The organism is Actinomadura meyerae (genome assembly GCF_900188445.1).
GTDB lineage: Bacteria > Actinomycetota > Actinomycetes > Streptosporangiales > Streptosporangiaceae > Spirillospora > Spirillospora meyerae.
This window is the reverse complement of record NZ_FZOR01000044.1, coordinates 1-18,365: the sequence shown is the minus strand read 5'-3', so window position 1 is coordinate 18,365 and position 18,365 is coordinate 1. Positions and strand designations below refer to the sequence as shown.

The 18,365-nt window shown below is 70.5% G+C and carries 19 protein-coding genes and 1 tRNA gene; 9 read left to right on the top strand and 11 right to left on the bottom strand.

Annotation, left to right across the window (positions count from 1 at the left end; all coding sequences use genetic code 11):
* Nucleotides 1-153: 153 nt before the first annotated feature.
* Nucleotides 154-990, top strand: a complete 837-nt coding sequence (locus tag CHF16_RS32455) for a hypothetical protein (protein WP_089329990.1) — start codon at nt 154-156, stop codon at nt 988-990.
* A gap of 302 nt (nt 991-1,292) precedes the next feature.
* Here CHF16_RS32455 and CHF16_RS39800 read toward each other — a convergent pair whose 3' ends face one another.
* Nucleotides 1,293-2,522, bottom strand: a complete 1,230-nt coding sequence (locus tag CHF16_RS39800; protein ID WP_143228202.1) for a hypothetical protein — start codon at nt 2,520-2,522, stop codon at nt 1,293-1,295.
* A 633-nt stretch (nt 2,523-3,155) separates the two neighbouring features.
* Between CHF16_RS39800 and CHF16_RS40580 the strand changes: the two genes are divergently transcribed.
* A tRNA-Ser gene (locus CHF16_RS40580) sits at nt 3,156-3,232 on the top strand.
* Nucleotides 3,233-3,319: 87 nt separating this feature from the next.
* On the opposite strand, the gene CHF16_RS32450 is transcribed toward CHF16_RS40580, so the two are convergent.
* A complete protein-coding gene (locus tag CHF16_RS32450) occupies nt 3,320-4,183 on the bottom strand; it encodes an EamA family transporter (RefSeq protein WP_089329989.1) in 864 nt (287 codons plus the stop codon).
* On the bottom strand, nt 4,183-4,848 hold the full coding sequence (locus tag CHF16_RS32445) for a B3/B4 domain-containing protein (protein WP_089329988.1): 666 nt from the start codon (nt 4,846-4,848) through the stop codon (nt 4,183-4,185). The genes CHF16_RS32450 and CHF16_RS32445 overlap by 1 nt, the downstream gene beginning before the upstream one ends.
* A 214-nt stretch (nt 4,849-5,062) precedes the next feature.
* Here CHF16_RS32445 and CHF16_RS32440 point away from each other — a divergent pair, with 214 nt between their 5' ends.
* A complete protein-coding gene (locus tag CHF16_RS32440; protein WP_089329987.1) occupies nt 5,063-5,626 on the top strand; it encodes a helix-turn-helix domain-containing protein in 564 nt (187 codons plus the stop codon).
* 181 nt (nt 5,627-5,807) lie between these two features.
* Nucleotides 5,808-6,764, top strand: coding sequence for a hypothetical protein (locus CHF16_RS32435; RefSeq protein ID WP_218826948.1), 957 nt, complete (start codon nt 5,808-5,810; stop codon nt 6,762-6,764).
* On the opposite strand, the gene dnaN is transcribed toward CHF16_RS32435, so the two are convergent.
* The 3 genes from dnaN to CHF16_RS32420 all read right to left on the bottom strand — a co-directional run bounded on the left by dnaN (nt 6,731) and on the right by CHF16_RS32420 (nt 9,955).
* The gene (dnaN, locus tag CHF16_RS32430; protein ID WP_089329985.1) at nt 6,731-7,882 is read right to left on the bottom strand and encodes a DNA polymerase III subunit beta; all 1,152 of its coding nucleotides are present in this window, start codon (nt 7,880-7,882) and stop codon (nt 6,731-6,733) included. The genes CHF16_RS32435 and dnaN overlap by 34 nt on opposite strands.
* Nucleotides 7,883-7,949: 67 nt before the next feature.
* Nucleotides 7,950-8,462 (bottom strand): methylated-DNA--[protein]-cysteine S-methyltransferase, encoded by a 513-nt coding sequence (locus CHF16_RS32425; RefSeq protein ID WP_089329984.1) that lies wholly within the window; start codon nt 8,460-8,462, stop codon nt 7,950-7,952.
* Nucleotides 8,463-8,482: 20 nt separating this feature from the next.
* The gene (locus CHF16_RS32420) at nt 8,483-9,955 is read right to left on the bottom strand and encodes an AlkA N-terminal domain-containing protein (protein WP_089329983.1); all 1,473 of its coding nucleotides are present in this window, start codon (nt 9,953-9,955) and stop codon (nt 8,483-8,485) included.
* Nucleotides 9,956-10,168: 213 nt separating this feature from the next.
* On the opposite strand from CHF16_RS32420, the gene CHF16_RS32415 reads away from it, so the two are divergent.
* On the top strand, nt 10,169-10,531 hold the full coding sequence (locus tag CHF16_RS32415; protein WP_089329982.1) for a nuclear transport factor 2 family protein: 363 nt from the start codon (nt 10,169-10,171) through the stop codon (nt 10,529-10,531).
* A gap of 56 nt (nt 10,532-10,587) precedes the next feature.
* Here CHF16_RS32415 and CHF16_RS32410 read toward each other — a convergent pair whose 3' ends face one another.
* On the bottom strand, nt 10,588-11,343 hold the full coding sequence (locus CHF16_RS32410; protein ID WP_089329981.1) for an SDR family NAD(P)-dependent oxidoreductase: 756 nt from the start codon (nt 11,341-11,343) through the stop codon (nt 10,588-10,590).
* A gap of 11 nt (nt 11,344-11,354) precedes the next feature.
* A complete protein-coding gene (locus tag CHF16_RS32405) occupies nt 11,355-12,749 on the bottom strand; it encodes an MFS transporter (RefSeq protein ID WP_089329980.1) in 1,395 nt (464 codons plus the stop codon).
* Nucleotides 12,750-12,864: 115 nt separating this feature from the next.
* Between CHF16_RS32405 and CHF16_RS32400 the strand changes: the two genes are divergently transcribed.
* A complete protein-coding gene (locus tag CHF16_RS32400) occupies nt 12,865-13,734 on the top strand; it encodes a helix-turn-helix domain-containing protein (RefSeq protein WP_089329979.1) in 870 nt (289 codons plus the stop codon).
* Here the strand turns inward: CHF16_RS32400 and CHF16_RS32395 are convergent.
* Nucleotides 13,731-14,102 (bottom strand): YrdB family protein, encoded by a 372-nt coding sequence (locus tag CHF16_RS32395; protein WP_245869631.1) that lies wholly within the window; start codon nt 14,100-14,102, stop codon nt 13,731-13,733. The genes CHF16_RS32400 and CHF16_RS32395 overlap by 4 nt on opposite strands.
* Nucleotides 14,103-14,120: 18 nt before the next feature.
* Here CHF16_RS32395 and CHF16_RS32390 point away from each other — a divergent pair, with 18 nt between their 5' ends.
* On the top strand, nt 14,121-15,263 hold the full coding sequence (locus CHF16_RS32390) for a methyltransferase (protein ID WP_089329977.1): 1,143 nt from the start codon (nt 14,121-14,123) through the stop codon (nt 15,261-15,263).
* On the opposite strand, the gene CHF16_RS32385 is transcribed toward CHF16_RS32390, so the two are convergent.
* Nucleotides 15,264-16,118, bottom strand: coding sequence for a helix-turn-helix transcriptional regulator (locus tag CHF16_RS32385; protein ID WP_089329976.1), 855 nt, complete (start codon nt 16,116-16,118; stop codon nt 15,264-15,266).
* A 102-nt stretch (nt 16,119-16,220) separates the two neighbouring features.
* Between CHF16_RS32385 and CHF16_RS32380 the strand changes: the two genes are divergently transcribed.
* Nucleotides 16,221-16,997 (top strand): alpha/beta fold hydrolase, encoded by a 777-nt coding sequence (locus CHF16_RS32380; RefSeq protein ID WP_089329975.1) that lies wholly within the window; start codon nt 16,221-16,223, stop codon nt 16,995-16,997.
* Nucleotides 16,998-17,026: 29 nt separating this feature from the next.
* A complete protein-coding gene (locus CHF16_RS32375) occupies nt 17,027-17,815 on the top strand; it encodes an SDR family NAD(P)-dependent oxidoreductase (protein ID WP_089329974.1) in 789 nt (262 codons plus the stop codon).
* Here the strand turns inward: CHF16_RS32375 and CHF16_RS32370 are convergent.
* Nucleotides 17,812-18,195, bottom strand: coding sequence for a nuclear transport factor 2 family protein (locus CHF16_RS32370; RefSeq protein ID WP_245869630.1), 384 nt, complete (start codon nt 18,193-18,195; stop codon nt 17,812-17,814). The two genes, CHF16_RS32375 and CHF16_RS32370, sit on opposite strands and share 4 nt — an antisense overlap.
* Nucleotides 18,196-18,365: the final 170 nt, after the last annotated feature.

The following is an 18,365-nucleotide window of genomic DNA, read 5'->3' as shown; positions in this document are numbered from 1 at the left end:
CGGAAGTCCAGCAGGGAGTGCCGCAACACAGGCTTACGACCACTGGCAGCGACTACCGGGCGCACACGAGGTTCTCTTTCCCCCGCAGGGTGGTTCGGCTCGCGTCCCAATAATCATTGGGACGCGCTCCTGCCGAAGGTGTTCAATGGAGACATGTCAGACCGGACCTCCGAGCGGCGCCCCCTGCTGGGGCCCGATGCGCTCGCGCATCTCCAAGTCCCGGCACCCGAGATGTGTTGGTGGTGTCAAGAACAACCGGCCACTACAGGTGAACACAAGTTCAAGCGCACCGATCTGACCCGTCTCATGGGTGACGGAAGTCTTCTTCTCTGGGGGACCGGGGACGGTAACACGCGAGAAATTAGAGGAAAGAGCGGAGTAAAACGGGATCGCTATGGAGTGATCAAATTCCCGAAGTCTCTGTGTGAACCATGTAATACCAGTCAGTCCAAGCCCTTCGACAAGGCATACGATGTCTACTCGCGCTATGTCGGCGAAACCTGGCTGCGCCCAATGCCGGGAATTGAGCTTCAACAGGTATTCGGATCTGAATGGGAGGAGTCCGCACTCAACCTCGCGCGGTACTACGGTAAGCACTTCGGTTGCCGCATGGTGCGTGCAGGCCTTCCGGTGCCCATCTCTCTCCGTAATTTTCTGAACGGCGCCACGGATATGCCAGACGCACACATGGCTCTGATCACAACCGACACGATCCATAAGCTCTACAAAAGCGGCCTGTCGATCAGTCCAGATTACGTGGAACTCGACAGAGATGTCAGCCGGTTCGTCCGTTATGCGATGGCAGCATACGTTGGTTCAATCGGAGTTCGCTACGAGTGGCGCGAAGACGGCTTTCAGAGCCGGTCACAGTTCTTTCACTATCCAATTCCGGTCATTAATTGCTTCGAAGATGAGATGGCCGTGTGCGAGGGTCGCGTCCGCCGCCCTGGATGGTTTGCTCGCCTACTCCAATGGGCGAATCAGCCATGAGAATCTAATCCCAGGCGTTCACGGCACCCAAGTCTCACAAGGCTTTTGGAAAGCACAGGACGGGACCCTTTCCGTTCAAAGGAGGAGGATTTCGCAAGTGATCAGCGAGGCAAGGCGCCCACGACGGTTCTGCTGGTTCGGGGTCCTCAACGTCTGGACCTTCGAGAGTGGTTCTCGAAACGCCGGAAAGCACTTCTAGGCATTCGGCACGCGCATTGCGTTAACGACTGCCATTTTCAACGCATCTTGAATGCTACCGGAGGGCGAACGGAAGATCGTCGGGAGTAGCCCTTGGCCGGTCGTCAGCGGGTGTGGACCTGTTCCGGCTTCGTGTCAGTCGGCAAGCCAAGCCACCAACTACGCAGGACTTCACCGGTGATGTAGGCGAAGGTGTGCAGGTACATCGGCAGTCGATCAGCTGGCCAACTGCCTCCCCCACTAGTGGCACCCATCCCCGGAAAGGCTTCAGCGGCGTAGTCGTTGCTATCGGTGAGGGGCGGGCTGCACAGTGGCTCCGGAAATGGGATGCCGCCATGCAAATCGCGAGAGCGGTGATCGTAAAGCACGCGGAGCGCGACTTCGAGATTGTCCCAATCCATAAGTCCAAACTCGGGACGCGTTGCAGGTGGAGGAGGCGCGTAAGTGAGGGCAAAATCAATAAGCTTGCCCTCGGCGCCGAGGGTACCTGAGATCGACTTTGCTACAAGCGGCAGCGCATCGGGCACCTTCTTCGACAGCCTGTTATACATACCCTTGTGCCGCCGCTCCAGCTGCACTATTGAGTCGGGCCGAACTCCTACGTCCCAGCGGTCAGCGGCGGCTTCCAGCGCCCCGAACAACTTGATCCAGCTGATTCGAGGGTCCAGGTCGGCCCACCACAGCGCATCGGCGTATTGACGAGCTGCGCGCATGATGGCCACCGCATCAGGAGATGCCACGCCCGCGAAGGTGTTGAGGTAGCACTCGGCATCCGCCAACCGCGTATCATCACATGCAGCCGGGAGCATCTGCCGAAGACGGCGCGCTTCGAGGGTCGGGGCGTAGTGATGGATCGCCATAGGCTGTCCGTGAGGGTCATCTTCAAAGGCGATCCGAGTGACGCCGCCAGACCGAACGCGCCGTGCGAGTGCCAGCGCCAAAAGTGAGGCAATCTGTTCGCCCAAGTCTCCGCCTGCATAAACCGTGATTTCCTGCTCTTCGTACCCTCGTGCCTCAGGCATGGCGTCGAGCAAGTGATCATGAGCCCGCAGAACAAGCATCAGTCGGGCACCAGGCACGCCGTGTTCAGGTGGAAACCCCTGGAGAATCTCATATGGGCCGAGACGAAGGGCGCCGCTGATCCGGACGTCAGAGTAGAGGCCGAACTCCTCCCAGAGCGGTCGAACTTCCGAGGTATGCGTGCGTGAGTTGACACGGCGCGGTTGCCCGACGCGCCATGCCTGCCAGTTCAGCCAGGCATGGGGGCCTCGTATGGCCGCCGGCTGTGAGTTGCTCGCGTCGCTGGAGGTAGTAGCCGGCACTTCGTCGCTCATGCCTTTACGTTACCGGAGGGGAGGGCTGGACCGCCGCGAGGCTCTACCTTTAGGCGACACCTGAAGAACCGCTCCGCTTCCGTTGAGAAACTGGCTGCCGTTTTCCGACTATTGCGAAATCAGCCAGTGCCTATCGATCTACCGAACTTGACTGGCTGGTTAGCGAGACACTGCGACCACAGGACACTGATGGATCTCCCTGAAGGGGGACGAAAGCACCTATAGCGAAATACCAGCAGGTAGCCGCTTTCCTGGCCGAACTCGTTGAAGACACAGGTCAGCGCATCCGTCCGGCGGCATGTCTTCCAAGGAGTCTCCTAGCCCCAGCGGGACGCGGTCCACCCGGCCAATTCGTCCTGAGCAGGTGGAGAGCGTCTCGGTATAGCGGGCAGGCGGGGGCATTGGTCAGAACGCGGGAGGATGCAGGTCAGGAGAGTTCAGCGGTGCTGACTGTAGATCCGTTGGCTTAGCTCATCTGGAGCCGGAGCGGGTGTCGATCAGTCTCAGATCTAGTCTCAGTTGGTCGCCGACTGGGGGTCCGTTCGGGGACGTTCATGGGCGTCTGGCCACGGGCGGCGGTTGGTTCTGCGTGGGGTTGACCAGGGCTTGGGTGGGTGCGGGAGTACTCCGGCGATCTTAGGTGGACGGAGAACCGCAGACCTCGAAAGCGTGTGAAGGGCAACCTTCCGTGGGTTCGAATCCCACCACCACCGCTCGCAACGAAGGGCCGCGACATGGCGTCGCGGCCCTTTCTCGTGTTCTCGTGCTTCTCGTGGCGTCGTGCCCGTTCTGGTGGGTCAGCCGGCCGTGACCAGGGCCACGCCGGCCGCGGCGACGAGGAGGCCCACGCGCTGGACGGCGCGCAGCCGCTCGCTGTAGGCGATCCGCGCCAGCAGCACCGTGATCGCCGGGTAGAGCGAGGTGAGGACGGCGGCCAGGCTCAGCATGCCCTCGTGCACCGCGAGGAAGTACAGGACGTTCGCGCCCGCGTCCAGGCTCCCGGACAGCATCGCCAGCCCGATCAGTGTGCGCCCGGACACGCGCGGCCCGAGGTCACGGCCGCGTCCGACCAGGAACAGCACCGCCGCGGCCACGATGACCAGGTTGCCGACCCGGGCGCCGACGATGGGCCACAGGCCGCTGCCGTCCCCCGCCGTCTCCAGCAGGACGAAGAACACGCCGAAGCAGGTTCCGGAGACGGCGGCCATGATGGGGCCGGAGTCCAGCAGGCTGCCCGAGGCGGTCTCCCGGCCGTCCCCGGCCTCCATGCTGACCAGCCCGATCGCGATGAGGCACAGCAGGACCCCGGCGAGGACGGACGCGTCGAGCCGCTCGCCCTTCGCGATGCCGACCGCGACCGGCAGCACCGCCGCCGCGAGGGCCGACACCGGCGCCACCACGCTCATCGGGCCGCGCGCCAGGGCGCGGTAGAACGCGATCAGGCCGGCGCCGCCGCTGATCCCGGCCGCGAAGCCCCACGCCAGCGGCCCGGGGCTCGCGCCGCCGCCGGTGAGCAGGGCGGCGGCCAGCACCACCGCGAGCCCGACCGGGACGCACCAGATCAGCGCCTTCAGCGCCGTGGACTTGCGCGCGACGGCGCCGCCGAGGAAGTCGGCGACCCCGTAGGCGAGCGCCGCGCTCAGTGCGAGGACGGTGACCATCACCGCCCGCCGAGCAGCCGGCTTCCGATCCGCACGTCCGGTGAGATCGTGCGGAGCAGCCCCGCGAGCCGGTCGCCCGCCTCGGCCAGCCGGTCCATCGGGTACGGCGCCAGACTCTCCAGGAGGAACAGGCCGTTCTTGGTGTCCTCGGTCAGGCGCGTCCGGACGCACTGGCGCCAGTTCCACCGGCGGCACGTCACGCCGGCGTCGTCGCGCCACACGACCTCGCCCGCGTTCGGGTGCTCCACGGCGGGCTCCCCGCCCGCGACCACGTCGAACGGCTCGTCGCCCGCCGCCCGGACCAGCCGCGCCGGGCCCCGGTAGGCGTCGAGGTCCTCGCCGCCGATCGGCAGCGCGTACTCGACGCTCACGGCGTTGTAGGCGTCCACGACCTTGTTGATGGACGGGAGCGCGTCCGCCCGGCGGAGCAGGGCGTCCACCGACGGGCGCGTCCGCTGCGGCTTGGCGCCGAACGCCCGGTACGCCTCGCGCCACGCCTCGACGTGCGGGTCCGCGGGGTCGGCCTTCGCCGCCGCCTCGGCCAGCCACCCCTCCGACTCCGCGTCCCCGGGCCCGTTCACCAGCCCTTCGGCGGTCATCACGAGCACGGCGAAGTCGGGACGCAACTCCCGCACGGCTTCGTCGACGACGACCTGCTCCAACATCCTCGAACCCCCATGCGGTCACTTTAATGAAACAGCCATACCACTATACCGACCGGCCGGTGCCTCGCCCAACTAACGCGCGGCGCCGTCAGGCTGCGGTCGAGCCCCTGTGGACGTGATGCGCGCCCGGCCGGCGGGGACGGCATTGGAGCGGCTCTGCGGGAGACTGGGGCGCGGTGGGGCGAAGACGATGCGGACCGGGCCGGGAGGACGCTTGAGCGAGCAGGAGGCGATCGGGGAGGCCGTCGCGCGGACCGTGCGCGCGCTGCGGGCCGGTCACGGGTGGAGCCTGGACGAGCTGGCCGGACGCGCCGGGGTCAGCAAGGGCGTTCTGGTCGGGCTGGAGCAGGGGCGCGGCAACCCGAACCTGGGCACGCTCATCCGCATCTCGGACGCGCTCGGCGTCCCGCTGACGCGGCTCGTGCAGGTGGAGGAGGAGCCGCCGGTGCGGATGTTCCGGCCGGAGCGGCATGTCGTCCTGTGGCAGGGCGAGCACGGCGGGACGGGGACGCTGCTGGCCGGGAGCGACCCGAGGCCGTCGCTGGAGCTGTGGGACTGGGTGCTGCAACCCGGCGAGACACGCGAGAGCGACGCGCACGTGCCCGGCACCAAGGAGATCGTCTACGTGCGGCAGGGCACGCTGACGCTCGGGGTGGACGGCCGTACGGACCTCGTCGAGGAGGGGGCGGCGGCCGTGTTCGTCGGCGACCGTCCCCACTCGTACGGCAACGCGGGAGATGGCGAGGTGCGCTTCATCCTCGCCGTCCTGGACCTTTAGCCCCCGGGCACGGCCCCGGCTCGCCTCCCCCGGGCGGGGGAGCGGATCCGCTGCATTTCGTCCCGTGGCGGGTCCTGCGGGACGGGCGGCTCCTGAAGGCTCGCCGTTAACGGTCGGGTCTGAGCGGGGAGTCCGGATGCACGGTGCGGCAGATTTTCGGGCGGGCACGCGGTGGAGCACGGTGGGCAGGCTCGCCGGCTACGGCGCGGCCACCAGCATGGCGCTGTATCTCGTCGTCAAGGTGGTGTGGGTCGCGGCGGCCTTGCTGGGGCACCGTCCGGACGACTTCGGTACCTCCGGCTGGGTGGCGCTGAACACCGTCACCGTGGTGATGGCGGTGACCGGCATCGCGCTGGGGCTGGCGTTGGCTCAGCCGTGGGGGCGGCGGCTCCCGGCAGTTCCGGTCGTCTTCTTCTCCTGGGTGGGGTCGGGCTTCCTGGTTCCGATGCTCCCGTACGCGCTGCTCAGCGGGGTGCTCGGCGCGTTCGGGGCCGACTCGGGCGGGGGCGGGTCGGACTCGGGCGACTCCGCCTCGGTCCCGCAGTGGGAGACGGTCTTCCTCACGGTCGGCTTCACCGGAATGGCCGCCGGGCTGGCCGTGGCGGTGCCGGTCTATCTGCGGGAGCGGTGGCCGAGGGCCTTCACCGGATGGGTGGGTGACAGGCCCGGTCGTCCGTCGCCGGTGGTCGTGGTGGCGGGCGCGGCGGCCTGCGCGCTGGGGTTGCTCTGGTCGTACTGGGCGCTGGGCGGGACGACCGGTCTCGACCCCGCCCACCGCGATCACTGGGATCTGAACGGGCGGCTGCTGAACGGCAGCTCGGCGCTGTGGGCGCTGCTCGGCGCGTGGAGCGTCCGGGCGCTCACGCGCGGCCGGCCCGCCCGGCTGCCGCGATGGATCCCGATGGCCTTGGCCTTCGCGGCTTCGGGGTCGCTGTTCGCGTGGAGCGCCTGGAAGCTGCCGATGGTGATCCTCCGGCCCGGCGGCTTCATCAGCGCCGAGTACATGCCGGTGGCGGTCGTCGAGCACCTGGTGGGCATCGTCGTAGGCGTGGCGCTGATGGCCGCCGTCCTGCGGTCCGTGCCGGAGGGGAAGGGTGAGCCGGGTCAGGAGGTCAGGCGGACGGGCATGGCCAGGTAGCGGTACCCGGTGTCGGCCCCGGTCTCGGCGGGGGCGTCCTCGTCGTCCTTCTTGTCGGGGATGGCGGTGAGCAGGGCGGCCTTGGTGGGGCCCGCGCATTCGAGGCGGGCGTACTCGGTGTCGATGCCCGCGAGGCCGTCCAGGAGGAACTGCGGGGCGAACGCGATGTCGATGTCGTCGCCGGTGAGGGACGCGGGCAGGGCCTCGTTGGCGCGGGCGGAGTCGCCGGTGGCGGCGCGGATGCGGACCTCGTCGGCGGTGAAGGCCAGCCGGATCGGGGTACCGCGCTCGGTCACCAGGGCGGCGCGCTTGATCGCCTCGACGAACGGCGCGACGCGGATCTCGGCGACGGACGTCCAGGTGCCGGTGAGCCGGGACCGGTAGTTGATGTACTGGTCGTCCAGCAGGCGGCTGGTCATGCTGCGGCCGCCGCCGGAGACGCCGATGAGGCTGTCGCCCGAGCCGCCGAGGCTGATCGCGACCTCCGCGCCGCGCCTGATCGCCTTGGCGGTGTCGGCGAGGGTGCGGGCGGGCACGACGACGCCCGCGGTGAAGGCGGGGTCGTCGGGCGACCAGGTGAGCTCGCGTGCGGCGATGCGGTAGCGGTCGGTGCAGGCCAGCCACATCGTGTCGCCCTCGATGTCGATGCGGACGCCGGTGAGCATGGGCAGCGTGTCGTCGCGCCCGGCGGCCGGGGTGACCTGGGCGACCGCGGCGGCGAACAGGTCGCCCGGGAGGGTGCCGGCGCGCGCGGGCGCCTCGGGCAGGGTGGGGTAGTCCTCGACGGGCAGCGTCAGCAGGCCGAACTCTGCGGGGCCGCAGCGGACCACGACCTCCGAGCCCTTGGTGAACACCTCCACGGGGTGCGGCGGGAGGTTGCGGACGATGTCCGACAGCAGCCTGCCGGGGACGAGCACCCTGCCCGGCTCGGCGACGTCGGCGTCCTCGCGCGCGTGCGCCGACACCTCGTAGTCGAACCCGGCGAGGGTGAGCTCGCCCTTGTCGGTCACCTCGATGAGCATGCCCGCCAGGACGGGGAGGGCGGGACGCGTCGGGAGCGTCCGCGCCGCCCACGCCACGGCGTCGGCGAGCGTCTGCCGTTCGACTCGGAACTCCACCTCGATCAGCCTTCCCACGGTGAGCGTGTACGTCTCGCACCGTAACCCGCGGGTCTGACAGGACACGTCAGAAGAGGGTCGCCTCGCTCGCGGCGGTGCGCGTCCTGAGTTCGAAGTCGAGGAGGTGGCGCTTGCGGTCGAGGCCGCCCCCGTAGCCGGTCAGGGAGCCGGTGGAGCCGACGACGCGGTGGCAGGGGACGATCACGCTGACCGGGTTGCGCCCGTTCGCGAGGCCGACCGCGCGGGACGCCGTCGGGCTGCCGATCTCGGCGGCGAGTTCGCCGTACGTCGTGGTCCGGCCGTAGGGGATCTCCTGGAGCGCCGCCCAGACGCGCTGCTGGAAAGGCGTCCCGCGCAGGTTGAGCGGGACGTCGAACTCGGTGAGTTCTCCGGCGAAGTACGCGTCGAGCTGCCTGGCGGCGGTCGCGAAGGGTTCGGTGTCCGGGTCGCCGGGCGCGCCGAAGGTCCCCTCGGACGGAAGGTGCCGCTGCTTCTCCATGTAGAGCCCGGACAGGCCACCGTCCTCGGCCACCAGGGTGAGGGGGCCGACGGGGCTGTCCAGGACGATGTGTGAAGTCATGAGGTTCCTCAATGTGCTGTTCAGTGCGCGGGAAGCAGGTTGATGGGATGGTCGCTCGTCGCCCACAGGTACTGGACGGCATACGCGCGCCAAGGGCGCCATGGAGCGGCGCGCCTGGCGAGGGCGGCGGGGGTCGAGGGGAGGTCCAGGTACTTGGCGGCGGCTCTGATCCCCAGGTCGCTCGGGATGAACGCGTCCGGGTCACCGAGGGCGCGCATCGCGATGGTCTCGACGGTCCACGGGCCGAAGCCGGGTAGGGCGGCCAGGCGCGCGCGGGCCTCCTCCCAGTCGCTCCCCACACCGAGGTCGATGTCGCCGTCCGCGAGTGCGCTGACCAGGGTGGTGAGGGTGGTGCGCCGGGTCTTGGGGAAGGCGAGCGTCTCCGGGTCGAGCCCCGCCAGTGCGGACGGTGTCGGGAACAGGTGCGTGAGACCGCCGCCCGGGTCGTCTATGGGGTCGCCATAGGCGGTGACCAGGCGTCCAGCATGGGTGCGGGCGGCGGCAGTGGAGACCTGCTGCCCCAGGACGGCCCGCACGGCGAACTCGGGCCCGTCCACGGTGCGGGGGACGCGCCGTCCGGGGGCCTTGTCGACCAGCGGTGCCAGGACGGGGTCGGTGCGGAGCAGGTCGTCCACGGCGACGGGGTCGGCGTCCAGGTCGAGCATCCAGCGGCAGCGGCTGATCGCGATGGTCAGGTCGCGCAGGTCGCTGAGGCTGAGCGTGCAGGCGACGTGGTCGGGCTGGGGCCGCAGGGTCGCGATGCCGTGCCCGTGGGGCAGCCGCATGGCGCGGCGGAACGCGCCGTCGCGCCACTCCTCCACGCCCGGGACCGCGGTGGCGGTGAGGTGGCCGAAGAGGTTGTCCGGGCAGAGCGGTGCACGGAACGGCAGCCGCAGGGCGAGGACCCCGGACCCGGCCGGGGGATGCCCCTTGGCGACACGGTCGCGCAGTGCGGTGGGCGTGAGCGCGAACACTTCCCGGACGGTGTCGTTGAAGGCCCGGATGCTCGCGAACCCCGCCGCGAACGCGACGTCCCCCATCGGCAGGGACGTCGTTTCGATGAGGAGCCGCGCCGTCTGCGCGCGCTGGGCCCGTGCCAGGGCGAGCGGGCCCGCGCCCAGTTCGGCGTTGAGCTGCCGCTCGATCTGGCGCGTGCTGTAGCCGAGGCGTCCGGCGAGGCCCGGTACGCCCTCCCGGTCGACGACACCGTCCGCGATGAGGCGCATGGCCCGCGCGACGACGTCCGCCCTGTGGTTCCACTCGGGCGAGCCGGGGGAGGTGTCGGGCCGGCAGCGCTTGCAGGCCCGGAAGCCCGCCTGCTGCGCGGCGGCGGCACTGGGGTAGAAGCGCATGTTCTCCGGCTTGGGCGGGACCACCGGGCAGCTGGGACGGCAGTAGATACCGGTCGTCACCACCCCGGTGAAGAACCACCCGTCGAAGCGGGCGTCCTTCGACTGGACGGCCCGCACGCACCTCTCCACGTCATCGTGCATGCCTCCAGCATCGACGATGGCGATGGCCCTCCACTAGCGAGAAAACGACATCATGGTCACCGGCGGGCCGCGGTCGCCGCGGTCGCGGTCGGGTGAGGGCGGGCATGACGTCGCGGGTACATGACCTCCCACGTAATCGATCTTCCGCTCGCGCGCTGGCAGCGTGAGGGTCGCCGGGGGAACGAACCCGGTCGATCAGACGGGAGTCATGACATGAGCGATGTTCAGCAGCGGGTCGAGCGCTACCTGGCGATCTGGAACGAGAAGGACCCGGCCGCGCGCCGCGCCGCGATCGACGAACTGTGGACGGAGAACCCGGCCTATGTCGACCCGCTCGGGGTGGCCGAGGGGCGGGACGCCATCGACGCGTTCATCGGCGCCGCGCAGCAGCAGTTCCCCGGGCTGGTGTTCCGTCCGGCGGGCCCGGTGGACGCGCACCACAACGTGGCCCGCTTCACCTGGGAGCTCGGCCCGGAGGGCGGGGAGGCGATCGCCGCCGGCTTCGATGTGGCCGTCTTCGGGGACGACGGCCGGTTCGACCGGGTGACGGGGTTCCTCGACAAGGTCCCGGCCTGAACGAGGGAGTGTGCCGGACGCCCGCACGGCGTCCGGCACACTGTCGTCACCGTTCCTCAGAGTTGGCGTAGTGCTCCGCCGTCTACCGTCCATTCAGCGCCCGTTACCTGAGCGGCCAGCGGTGAGAGCAGATAGGCGATGACACGGGCGACGTCCTGGGGCGTGCCAAGGCGTCCTGTTGGAAGCCTCCGTTCCTCCTGGACGAACCTTTCGATCGCCTCCTCCACCGGAAGGCCGTACTGGGCGGCCAGTTGGTCGGCGAACCCTCCTGGCTCGTCCCAGAGCCTCGTGCGCGTGGGGCCGGGCGTGACAACGTTGGAGCGGATGCCGCAGCGGCCGAACTCCCCCGCCAGCGTCTTGGACACCGACAGAAGCGCCGTCTTGGACGCGGCATAGTCGACCAGCGGAGTGTCGGGAAATCTCCCGGCTTCGCTGGAGACGTGCACGATGCTCCCCGCTCCCTGGTCGATCAGGGCGGGCAGCGCGGCGCGGGCCATGCGCACGGCGGCGTGGAAGTTCAGCTCGAACGTCGCGTGCCACTGCTCATCGGTCACGTCCAGGAAGCCGATCCGGGATTCGAGGGCGCCCGCGTTGTTGACCAGGCCGTCCAGCCGCCCGTGCCGCTCCAGGGCCGCGTCCACGGCCCGCTGCGCGGCGGCGGGGTCGGTGAGGTCGGCGGCCACGTCGGCGGACGAGCGGGCGATGCCGACGACGCGGGCGCCCTCGCTCGCGAGCAGCCGGGCGGTGGCCGCGCCGATCCCGGCGGACGCACCGGTGACGAGGTAGACCCTGCCGTCGAGTTCGAGGTCCATGGCGGTCTCCTTCACCGGGCGGGGCGGCGCAGGAACGACCCGACGAGGGCCGCGCCCGCGAGGGCGATCAGGGCGTTCACGGCGGTAGCGAGGCGCAGGCCGCCGAGGACGGACGCGTGCGCCGTGGCGACCGCGCTCATCACCGGGATGCCGAGGGTGATGGCGACCTGCTGCGTCATCGTGGCGAGGCCGGTCGCGAGGCCCTGCTCGGCGTCCGGCAGCCCGGACGTCGCGGTTCCCATGAACGCGACGATCGCGACGAGGTTCCCGAACCCGCCTATCGCGGTCGCGGCGAGCAGCAGGCCGAGGGAGCCGCGCGACTCGCCGAGGCCGAGCAGCGCGGCGGTCGCGGCGGCCTGCAGGACGAGCCCGGCGACCAGCGTCGCCCGGCCGCCGAGCCGGCCCATGATCCGGGGAGCGGCGACGCCGCCGGCGAACGTCCCGGCGCCGAGCACGCCGAGCGCGAGCCCGGTCGCGAGCGGCGAGAAGTCCAGGACCTTCTGGAGGTAGAGGGTCATCAGGAACACCAGCGACGTCTCGGTGGCGAAGGCGACGAACCCGGCCACGTTGCCCCAGGCGACCGTCCGGCGGGTCAGCACCCGCAGCGGCGCGAGCGGAGCCGTCGCGCGCCGCTCGACTAGGACGAACGCGACGAGCAGCAGCGCGGCGGCGGCGAGGGCGCCGAGCGCGGGCGGCGAGCCCCAGCCGGACGAGCCGGCGGAGGTGATCCCGTAGACGAGGGCGAGCAGCCCGCCGGTCACGGTCACCGCCCCCGGGACGTCCAGCCTGGCCCCGTCCCGGGACCGGCTCTCCGCGATGACGGCGGGCGTCACGGCGAGGATCAGCACCGCGACCGGCACGTTGATCAGGAACGCCCAGCGCCAGCTCAGCAGGTCGGTGAGGACGCCGCCGAGGATCGCGCCGACCGTGAACCCGGCGGACATGAGGGCGCCGCTCAGCCCGAGCGCGCGCGTCCGGAGCGGGCCCTCCGGGAACGACGTCGTGATCAGCGACAGGGCCGCCGGTGTGGCGATCGCCGTGGCGAGCCCCTGCAGGACCCGGCCGGTCAGCAGCATCGCCGGCGACGCGGCCATCCCGCCGATCAGCGACCCTCCGGCCAGGAGGGCCATGCCCGCGAGCAGCATTCGGCGCCGTCCGAACAGGTCGGCCACCCGGCCGAACAGCAGCGTGAACCCGGCGGCGGGAAGGGCGAACGCCGTGGCGATCCACTGCAGCTCGTCCAGCCCGAAGCCCAGGCCACTGCCGACGACCGGCAGCGCCACGTTGAGGATGGAGAAGTCGATGGCGAGCATGAACTGCGCGCCCAGAAGAAGGGTCAGTACCAGCTTGTGCCGCGACGACATCCGCCCCGAAGGGGCGGACACGGCGGTGGTCAATGCGGTCATGCAAGAGACCCTCGCTGCGGCGGGCGCGCCTACCCAGACCCCGCTCGTTCGTACCACTCCCAGTAGCAGGCTCCAGGCCGAATCGGGCTTCCCCGGGCTGGATAGCCTCTGCGGCATGGCACGGAACGGCGAGCTGGGAGAGTTCCTCAAGTCGCGCAGGGCGCGGCTGCGGCCCGAGGACGCCGGCCTGCCCACCTACGGGACGCGGCGCCGCGTCCCCGGCCTGCGGCGGGAGGAGCTGGCGCAGCTCGCCGGAGTCAGCGTCGCGTACTACATCCGGCTGGAGCAGGGGACTGCGGACGGTGTGTCCGCCGACGTCCTGGACGCGATCTCGCGGGCGCTGCGGCTGGACGGCGACGAGCACGCCCACCTGCACCGGCTCGCGCACCCACCGCGCCGCGCGCCCCTCACCGCGCAGCCGCGCCTACGGGCGCCCCTCCAGCACCTGCTGGACTCGTTCACACACGCGCCCGCGTACGTGGTCGGGCACTACACGAACGTGGTCGCGTGGAACCGGCTCACCGCCGCCGTGTTCGTCGACCTGGCGAACGTCCCGCCGGACGAGCGGACCTGGTCGCACCAGATCCATCTCAACCCCGACTACAAGGCGCGGCTGGGCGACAACTGGCCGACGGTGGCCCGGCGCAACGCCGCCTACCTGCGGTACCGCTCCGGCCAGGACCCGGACGACCCGAACCTGCGCGCGGTCATCGACTGCCTGCGCGAGCGCAGCCCCGACTTCCACCGGATGTGGTCGGCGCACCACGTGTCGGACCTGACGCACGGCGAGGCCCGCATCGACCACCCGGAGGCCGGACGGCTCGTCCTGCCGTTCGAGACCCTGCACCTGCCCGGCGACCCGGACCTGAGCCGCCTGATGCTCTACGCCGCCGAGCCGGGGTCGTCGTCCGAGGCCGCCCTGCGCAAGCTGGCCGAGACGACCACCTGCCGCTCCAGCGCCGACCTGGCCACGGAAGAGCCCTAATCGGCGGCCGAACGAAAGTGGGCTTCGCGGTCCAACGTGGCCAGTGCGGTGTTGAGGAAAGCCACAACGGCGAACACGATGGCCACCGTCGTATGGCCCACGCCGTAGAACGCCAGTGCACCCGCGCTGAAGACGACGGCCTTGGCCAAGAGGACGAACGGCAACGCGACCTTGAACCGGGCGCGCGGCGCGGCGAACAGACCCCACAGGACCATCGCGGCCACCGGTGTCCCGATGCCGAGGACGATGTCGACGACGACGTTGCCGCCCGTGGTGAAGCCCCACCAGGCCAGCGCGACGATGGCCGCGACCTCCAGAACGAAGGCGAGCCCCTCGTTCAGCACATGCAATGGCCCAGGTAGACGCACGCCGGATACGGTACAGGGGTGGACGAGATCTCCTGGCGGGAGGACGGCCGGGACCATCGCGTCCGCTGGCGTTCGGAGAGCGCGGCGCCGCCCCGCCGCGTCGTGGTCGCCGACGACGAGACCCGCGCCGACGACGCCTACCGGCTGGCCTGCGAAGGCACCGCCCTGCTGTGGCGCGGCGACTTCCAGAACGCGCGGCAGCTCCTCGGTGCGATGGCGCGCCGGATCGACCGGCCGCCGCGCCGTCCCAGGCGCAAGCCGGAACCCTCCCAGGTGCAGGCGTTCCACCTCCACCGCCAGGCACGGGCCCAGCGCGCGCGGACGCTCGGCATGCTGCTCATACCGCTCGACCCGGGGCATGTGATCCCGCTGCGTCGAGCACCGTCCGTCCAGGACGCCTGTACGGAGGCGTACGGGCCGGATGACCAGCCCTACGTGACGTCACTGCGCGAGTTGCTCGGGCTGATCGGCGCACACGAATGGCGTACGAAGGGCGTGCCCGTCCCTGCGCTGGGCGGTGACCGGATACACCCGCACTACGGCGTCTTCTCCCCGGTGAGAGGGGAGTACGTCGATCTGGTCAACGAGGCGCCGCTCCCGTCCACGACGACGGCGTTCGACATCGGCACCGGTACGGGCGTACTGGCGGCGGTCCTGGCTCGTCGCGGCGCGGAACGCGTCGTCGCCACCGACCTCGACCCGCGCGCGCTTGCCTGCGCCCAGGAGAACGTCGACCGGCTGGAGGTCGGGAAGCAGGTCGAGGTCGTCCGAGCCGACCTGTTCCCGCCGGGACGGGCCGGGCTCATCGTGTGCAACCCGCCGTGGGTGCCCGCCAAGCCCAGCTCGCCCCTCGAACACGCCGTCTACGACCCGGGCGGGCGGATGCTGCGCGGCTTCCTCACCGGCCTCGCCGACCATCTCGAACCCGGCGGCGAAGGCTGGCTGATCCTTTCGGACCTGGCCGAGCACCTCGGGCTCCGCACCCGCGACGAGCTCCGCGCGCTGTTCGGCGCGTCCGACCTGGAGGTGGCGGGCAGGCTCGACACCCGGCCCGTCCACCCGCGCGCCGCCGACCCGGATGACCCGCTCCACGCGGCCCGCGCCGCCGAGACGACGTCCCTCTGGCGCCTGCGGAGCACCTCCGCCCAGCCATCCGCCTAGCTAGATGTGGCTGCGGTGGGCGGTCTCGGGGCCGATGACGCGCAGCAGGGCGAGGGCGTCCGGCGTCGAACTGCCCGGCGGCGGGGTGTAGGCGACGAGGCGCTGGTCCTCGGCCGGCGTGAGCAGGACCTCCGCGTCGAACTCGATCGGCCCGACCTGCGGGTGCACCACCCTCATCCGGCTCGTGCGGCGGACGGCGACCTCGTGCAGGTCCCACAGCTCGGCGAACTCGCCGCTCGCCTCGCGGAGCCGCCGGACGAGCGCCCGCGCCGCCTCGTCGGAACCGCGCCGCGCGACGGCCGCGCGCAGGTCGGCGACGTGCAGGCGGCTGTAGCGGTCGCGTTCCTCCGGCGGGTACGCCTCTCGGACGAACGGGTCGGTGAACCACCGCCAGACGATGTTGCGGTCGGATCCCTTCACGGTGCAGACGCAGCCGAACAGGGCCTCCGCCAGGGCGTTCTGCGCGAGCAGGTCGCCGAGGTCGCCGAGGATCTGCGCGGGCGTCTCGGTCAGCCGGTCGAGGAGGTACAGCAGGCCCGGCCGGACGTGGTCGCCGGCGAAGGGCCCGGCGGGCGGCCGGTGACCTGCGAGGACGTACAGGTGGTCGCGCTCGTCCGCGGTGAGCCGCAGCGCGCGGGCGAGCGCGCCGAGGAGCTGGGCGGACGGCTGCGGGCTGCGGGCCTGCTCAAGGCGCATGTAGTAGTCCGCGGACATGCCCGCGAGCTGCGACACCTCCTCGCGGCGCAGCCCCGGCGTGCGCCGCCGCGGGCCCTCCGCCAGGCCGACGTCCCGCGGCCGCAGCCGCTCCCGCGAGCGGCGGAGGAAGTCGGCGAGGTCGCGGCGGTTCATGTCCATGCCTCCATGGTCCACGCTCCCACCCGTCCGAGCCTGGGACCGCTTGTCCTAGCCAGGGCGGTCCGCTCCTCATCCGCCGCGCGCGGGGGCAGTGTCAGAGGCATGACGAACCTGACCGTTGGAAACGCCACCATCGCCTACCGGACGGAGGGCTCCGGCCCTCCCCTCGTCCTCGTCCACGGGGTCGGCCCCGGTTCGGTCATGTGGGACGCGATCACCGACCGCTTCACCGACCGGCGCACCGTGGTCCTGCCCGACCTGGCGGGATCCGATCCCGCCAGTGACGACGGCGCGCCGCTGACCATCGAGGCGCTCGCGAACCAGGTCATCGCCGTGATCGAGGACCTCGGCCCCGCCCCGGTCGACCTGCTCGGCTTCTCGCTGGGCGCGCCGACCGCCACCGCGGCGGCCGCGCTGCGCCCCGACCTCGTCCGGCGCCTGATCCCCGTCGCGGGGTTCGCGAACAGCGAGGACGTGTACCTCCGCCAGCTCATGTCCCTGTGGCTGACGCTCACCGGCAGCCCCGAGGGGTTCGCCAGGCTCGGGACGGTCACCTCCGCCAGCCCGGCGTTCCTGAACCGGATCGGGGAGGACGGCGCCGAGCAGCTCCACGGCTTCATGCGCCCCACGGACGGGATGCTGCGCCAGCTCGACCTGGTCCGGCGCGTCGACATCCGGAACCTGCTGACGAAGATCGAGGCGCCGACGCTGGTGATCGGCTGCACCGCCGACCAGACCGTCCCGGTCGAGAACCACCGGGAGCTGGCGAAAGGCATCACGGACAGCGAATACACCGAACTGGACGCCGGGCACGTCGTGATGATGGAGCAGCCGGACGAGTTCGTGCGGCTCGTCCGGGACTTCCTCGACCGCCCTTAGCAGGAGGACCGCCGGGCACGATGGGGAGCATGCGTCCCATCGAGCAGCAGACCATCCTCATCACGGGCGCGACCGACGGCCTCGGTCGCGCCCTCGCCGCCCGGCTGGCCGCCGACGGCGCGACGGTGCTCGTCCACGGGCGGGACGACCGGCGCGGCGAGGCGACCCTGCGGGAGATCGGCGGCCGGGCGTCCTGGTACCGGGCCGACCTGTCGTCGCTCGCCCAGACGCGGGCGCTCGCCGAGGCCGTCCGCGCCGACCATCCCCGCCTGGACGTGCTGGTCAACAACGCGGGCATCGGCGGACCCGACTCGTGGCAGCCGAGCGCGGACGGCCACGAGCTGACGTTCGCGGTGAACTACCTGTCCGGCTACCTGCTGACCCGCCTGCTGCTGCCGACCCTGGTCTCGTCGGCGCCGGCCCGCATCGTGAACGTCAGCAGCATCGGCCAGCAGGCGATCGACTTCGACGACGTCATGCTCACCCGCCACTACCGGAGCTTCGGGGCGTACTGCCAGAGCAAGCTCGCCCAGATCATGTTCACGTTCGACCTCGCCGGCGAGCTGGCCGGGACGGGCGTCACCGCGAACGCCCTGCACCCGGCCACGCTCATGCCGACCAAGATGGTCTCGTCGCCGGTCAGCACCCTGGAGGAGGGCCTGGAGGCGACGCATCGCCTCGTCACCGACCCGGCACTGGACGACGTCTCCGGCCGCTTCTTCGACGTCCTCAAGGAAGCCCGTGCGAACGACCAGGCATACGACCTCGAAGCCCGTGCCCGCCTGCGCGCGCTCTCGGACGAACTCACCTCCCCTTAGGCGAGCGCTACGTCCCACACAGGGCGGGCCTCGACCCGGGAGACGCGCCAGCCGTCCGGCGTACGGACGGCCTTCAGCTCGTAGCGCTCACCCAGCAGCCGCGGCCCGCCCTCATGGACGAAGACGACGAAAAGGTTCGCGCTGACCTCGGCTCGGTCGCCGTCCACCTCAACTAGGGGGTTGGTGATGAAGTGCTGGGTCGGCACCTGGTGGTTGCGGCGCGCCTGCGCGACGAGAGCGTCCACACCCTTGGACACGCCGCCGGGGGTGTGCACCTCCGCGTCCTCGGTGAATAGAGCGCGCCCGTCGCCGGGGCTCTTGTCGTCCAGCCACCGCCCCAGGCGGCTGACCAGCACGGAAAGCTGCTGACGATCGTCCACGGCGAACCTCATTCATTGGCTTGTCCAACATTGGCACAACCAACACTACATACCGTTGGCGGCGCCAACAACCCACTAGGGCGTGTCTCGAAGTCGGGTGTGTGACGGTGTGTCGTGATCTCTAAGTAGTGAGGTCTCCGGTAGATGGGTTCATCGACGAAGAAGAACCT

Excerpts from the sequence above, each read along its gene's own strand:
- CHF16_RS32450 (WP_089329989.1), bottom strand. The coding sequence starts at position 4,183 with ATGGTCACCGTCCTCGCACTGAGCGCGGCGCTCGCCTACGGGGTCGCC.
- CHF16_RS39800 (WP_143228202.1), bottom strand. The coding sequence starts at position 2,522 with ATGAGCGACGAAGTGCCGGCTACTACCTCCAGCGACGCGAGCAACTCA.
- CHF16_RS32375 (WP_089329974.1), top strand. The coding sequence starts at position 17,027 with ATGCGTCCCATCGAGCAGCAGACCATCCTCATCACGGGCGCGACCGAC.
- CHF16_RS32385 (WP_089329976.1), bottom strand. The coding sequence starts at position 16,118 with ATGGACATGAACCGCCGCGACCTCGCCGACTTCCTCCGCCGCTCGCGG.
- CHF16_RS32415 (WP_089329982.1), top strand. The coding sequence starts at position 10,169 with ATGAGCGATGTTCAGCAGCGGGTCGAGCGCTACCTGGCGATCTGGAAC.
- CHF16_RS32400 (WP_089329979.1), top strand. The coding sequence starts at position 12,865 with ATGGCACGGAACGGCGAGCTGGGAGAGTTCCTCAAGTCGCGCAGGGCG.
- CHF16_RS32420 (WP_089329983.1), bottom strand. The coding sequence starts at position 9,955 with ATGCACGATGACGTGGAGAGGTGCGTGCGGGCCGTCCAGTCGAAGGAC.
- CHF16_RS32455 (WP_089329990.1), top strand. The coding sequence starts at position 154 with ATGTCAGACCGGACCTCCGAGCGGCGCCCCCTGCTGGGGCCCGATGCG.
- CHF16_RS32410 (WP_089329981.1), bottom strand. The coding sequence starts at position 11,343 with ATGGACCTCGAACTCGACGGCAGGGTCTACCTCGTCACCGGTGCGTCC.
- CHF16_RS32425 (WP_089329984.1), bottom strand. The coding sequence starts at position 8,462 with ATGACTTCACACATCGTCCTGGACAGCCCCGTCGGCCCCCTCACCCTG.
- CHF16_RS32405 (WP_089329980.1), bottom strand. The coding sequence starts at position 12,749 with ATGACCGCATTGACCACCGCCGTGTCCGCCCCTTCGGGGCGGATGTCG.
- CHF16_RS32445 (WP_089329988.1), bottom strand. The coding sequence starts at position 4,848 with ATGTTGGAGCAGGTCGTCGTCGACGAAGCCGTGCGGGAGTTGCGTCCC.
- CHF16_RS32380 (WP_089329975.1), top strand. The coding sequence starts at position 16,221 with ATGACGAACCTGACCGTTGGAAACGCCACCATCGCCTACCGGACGGAG.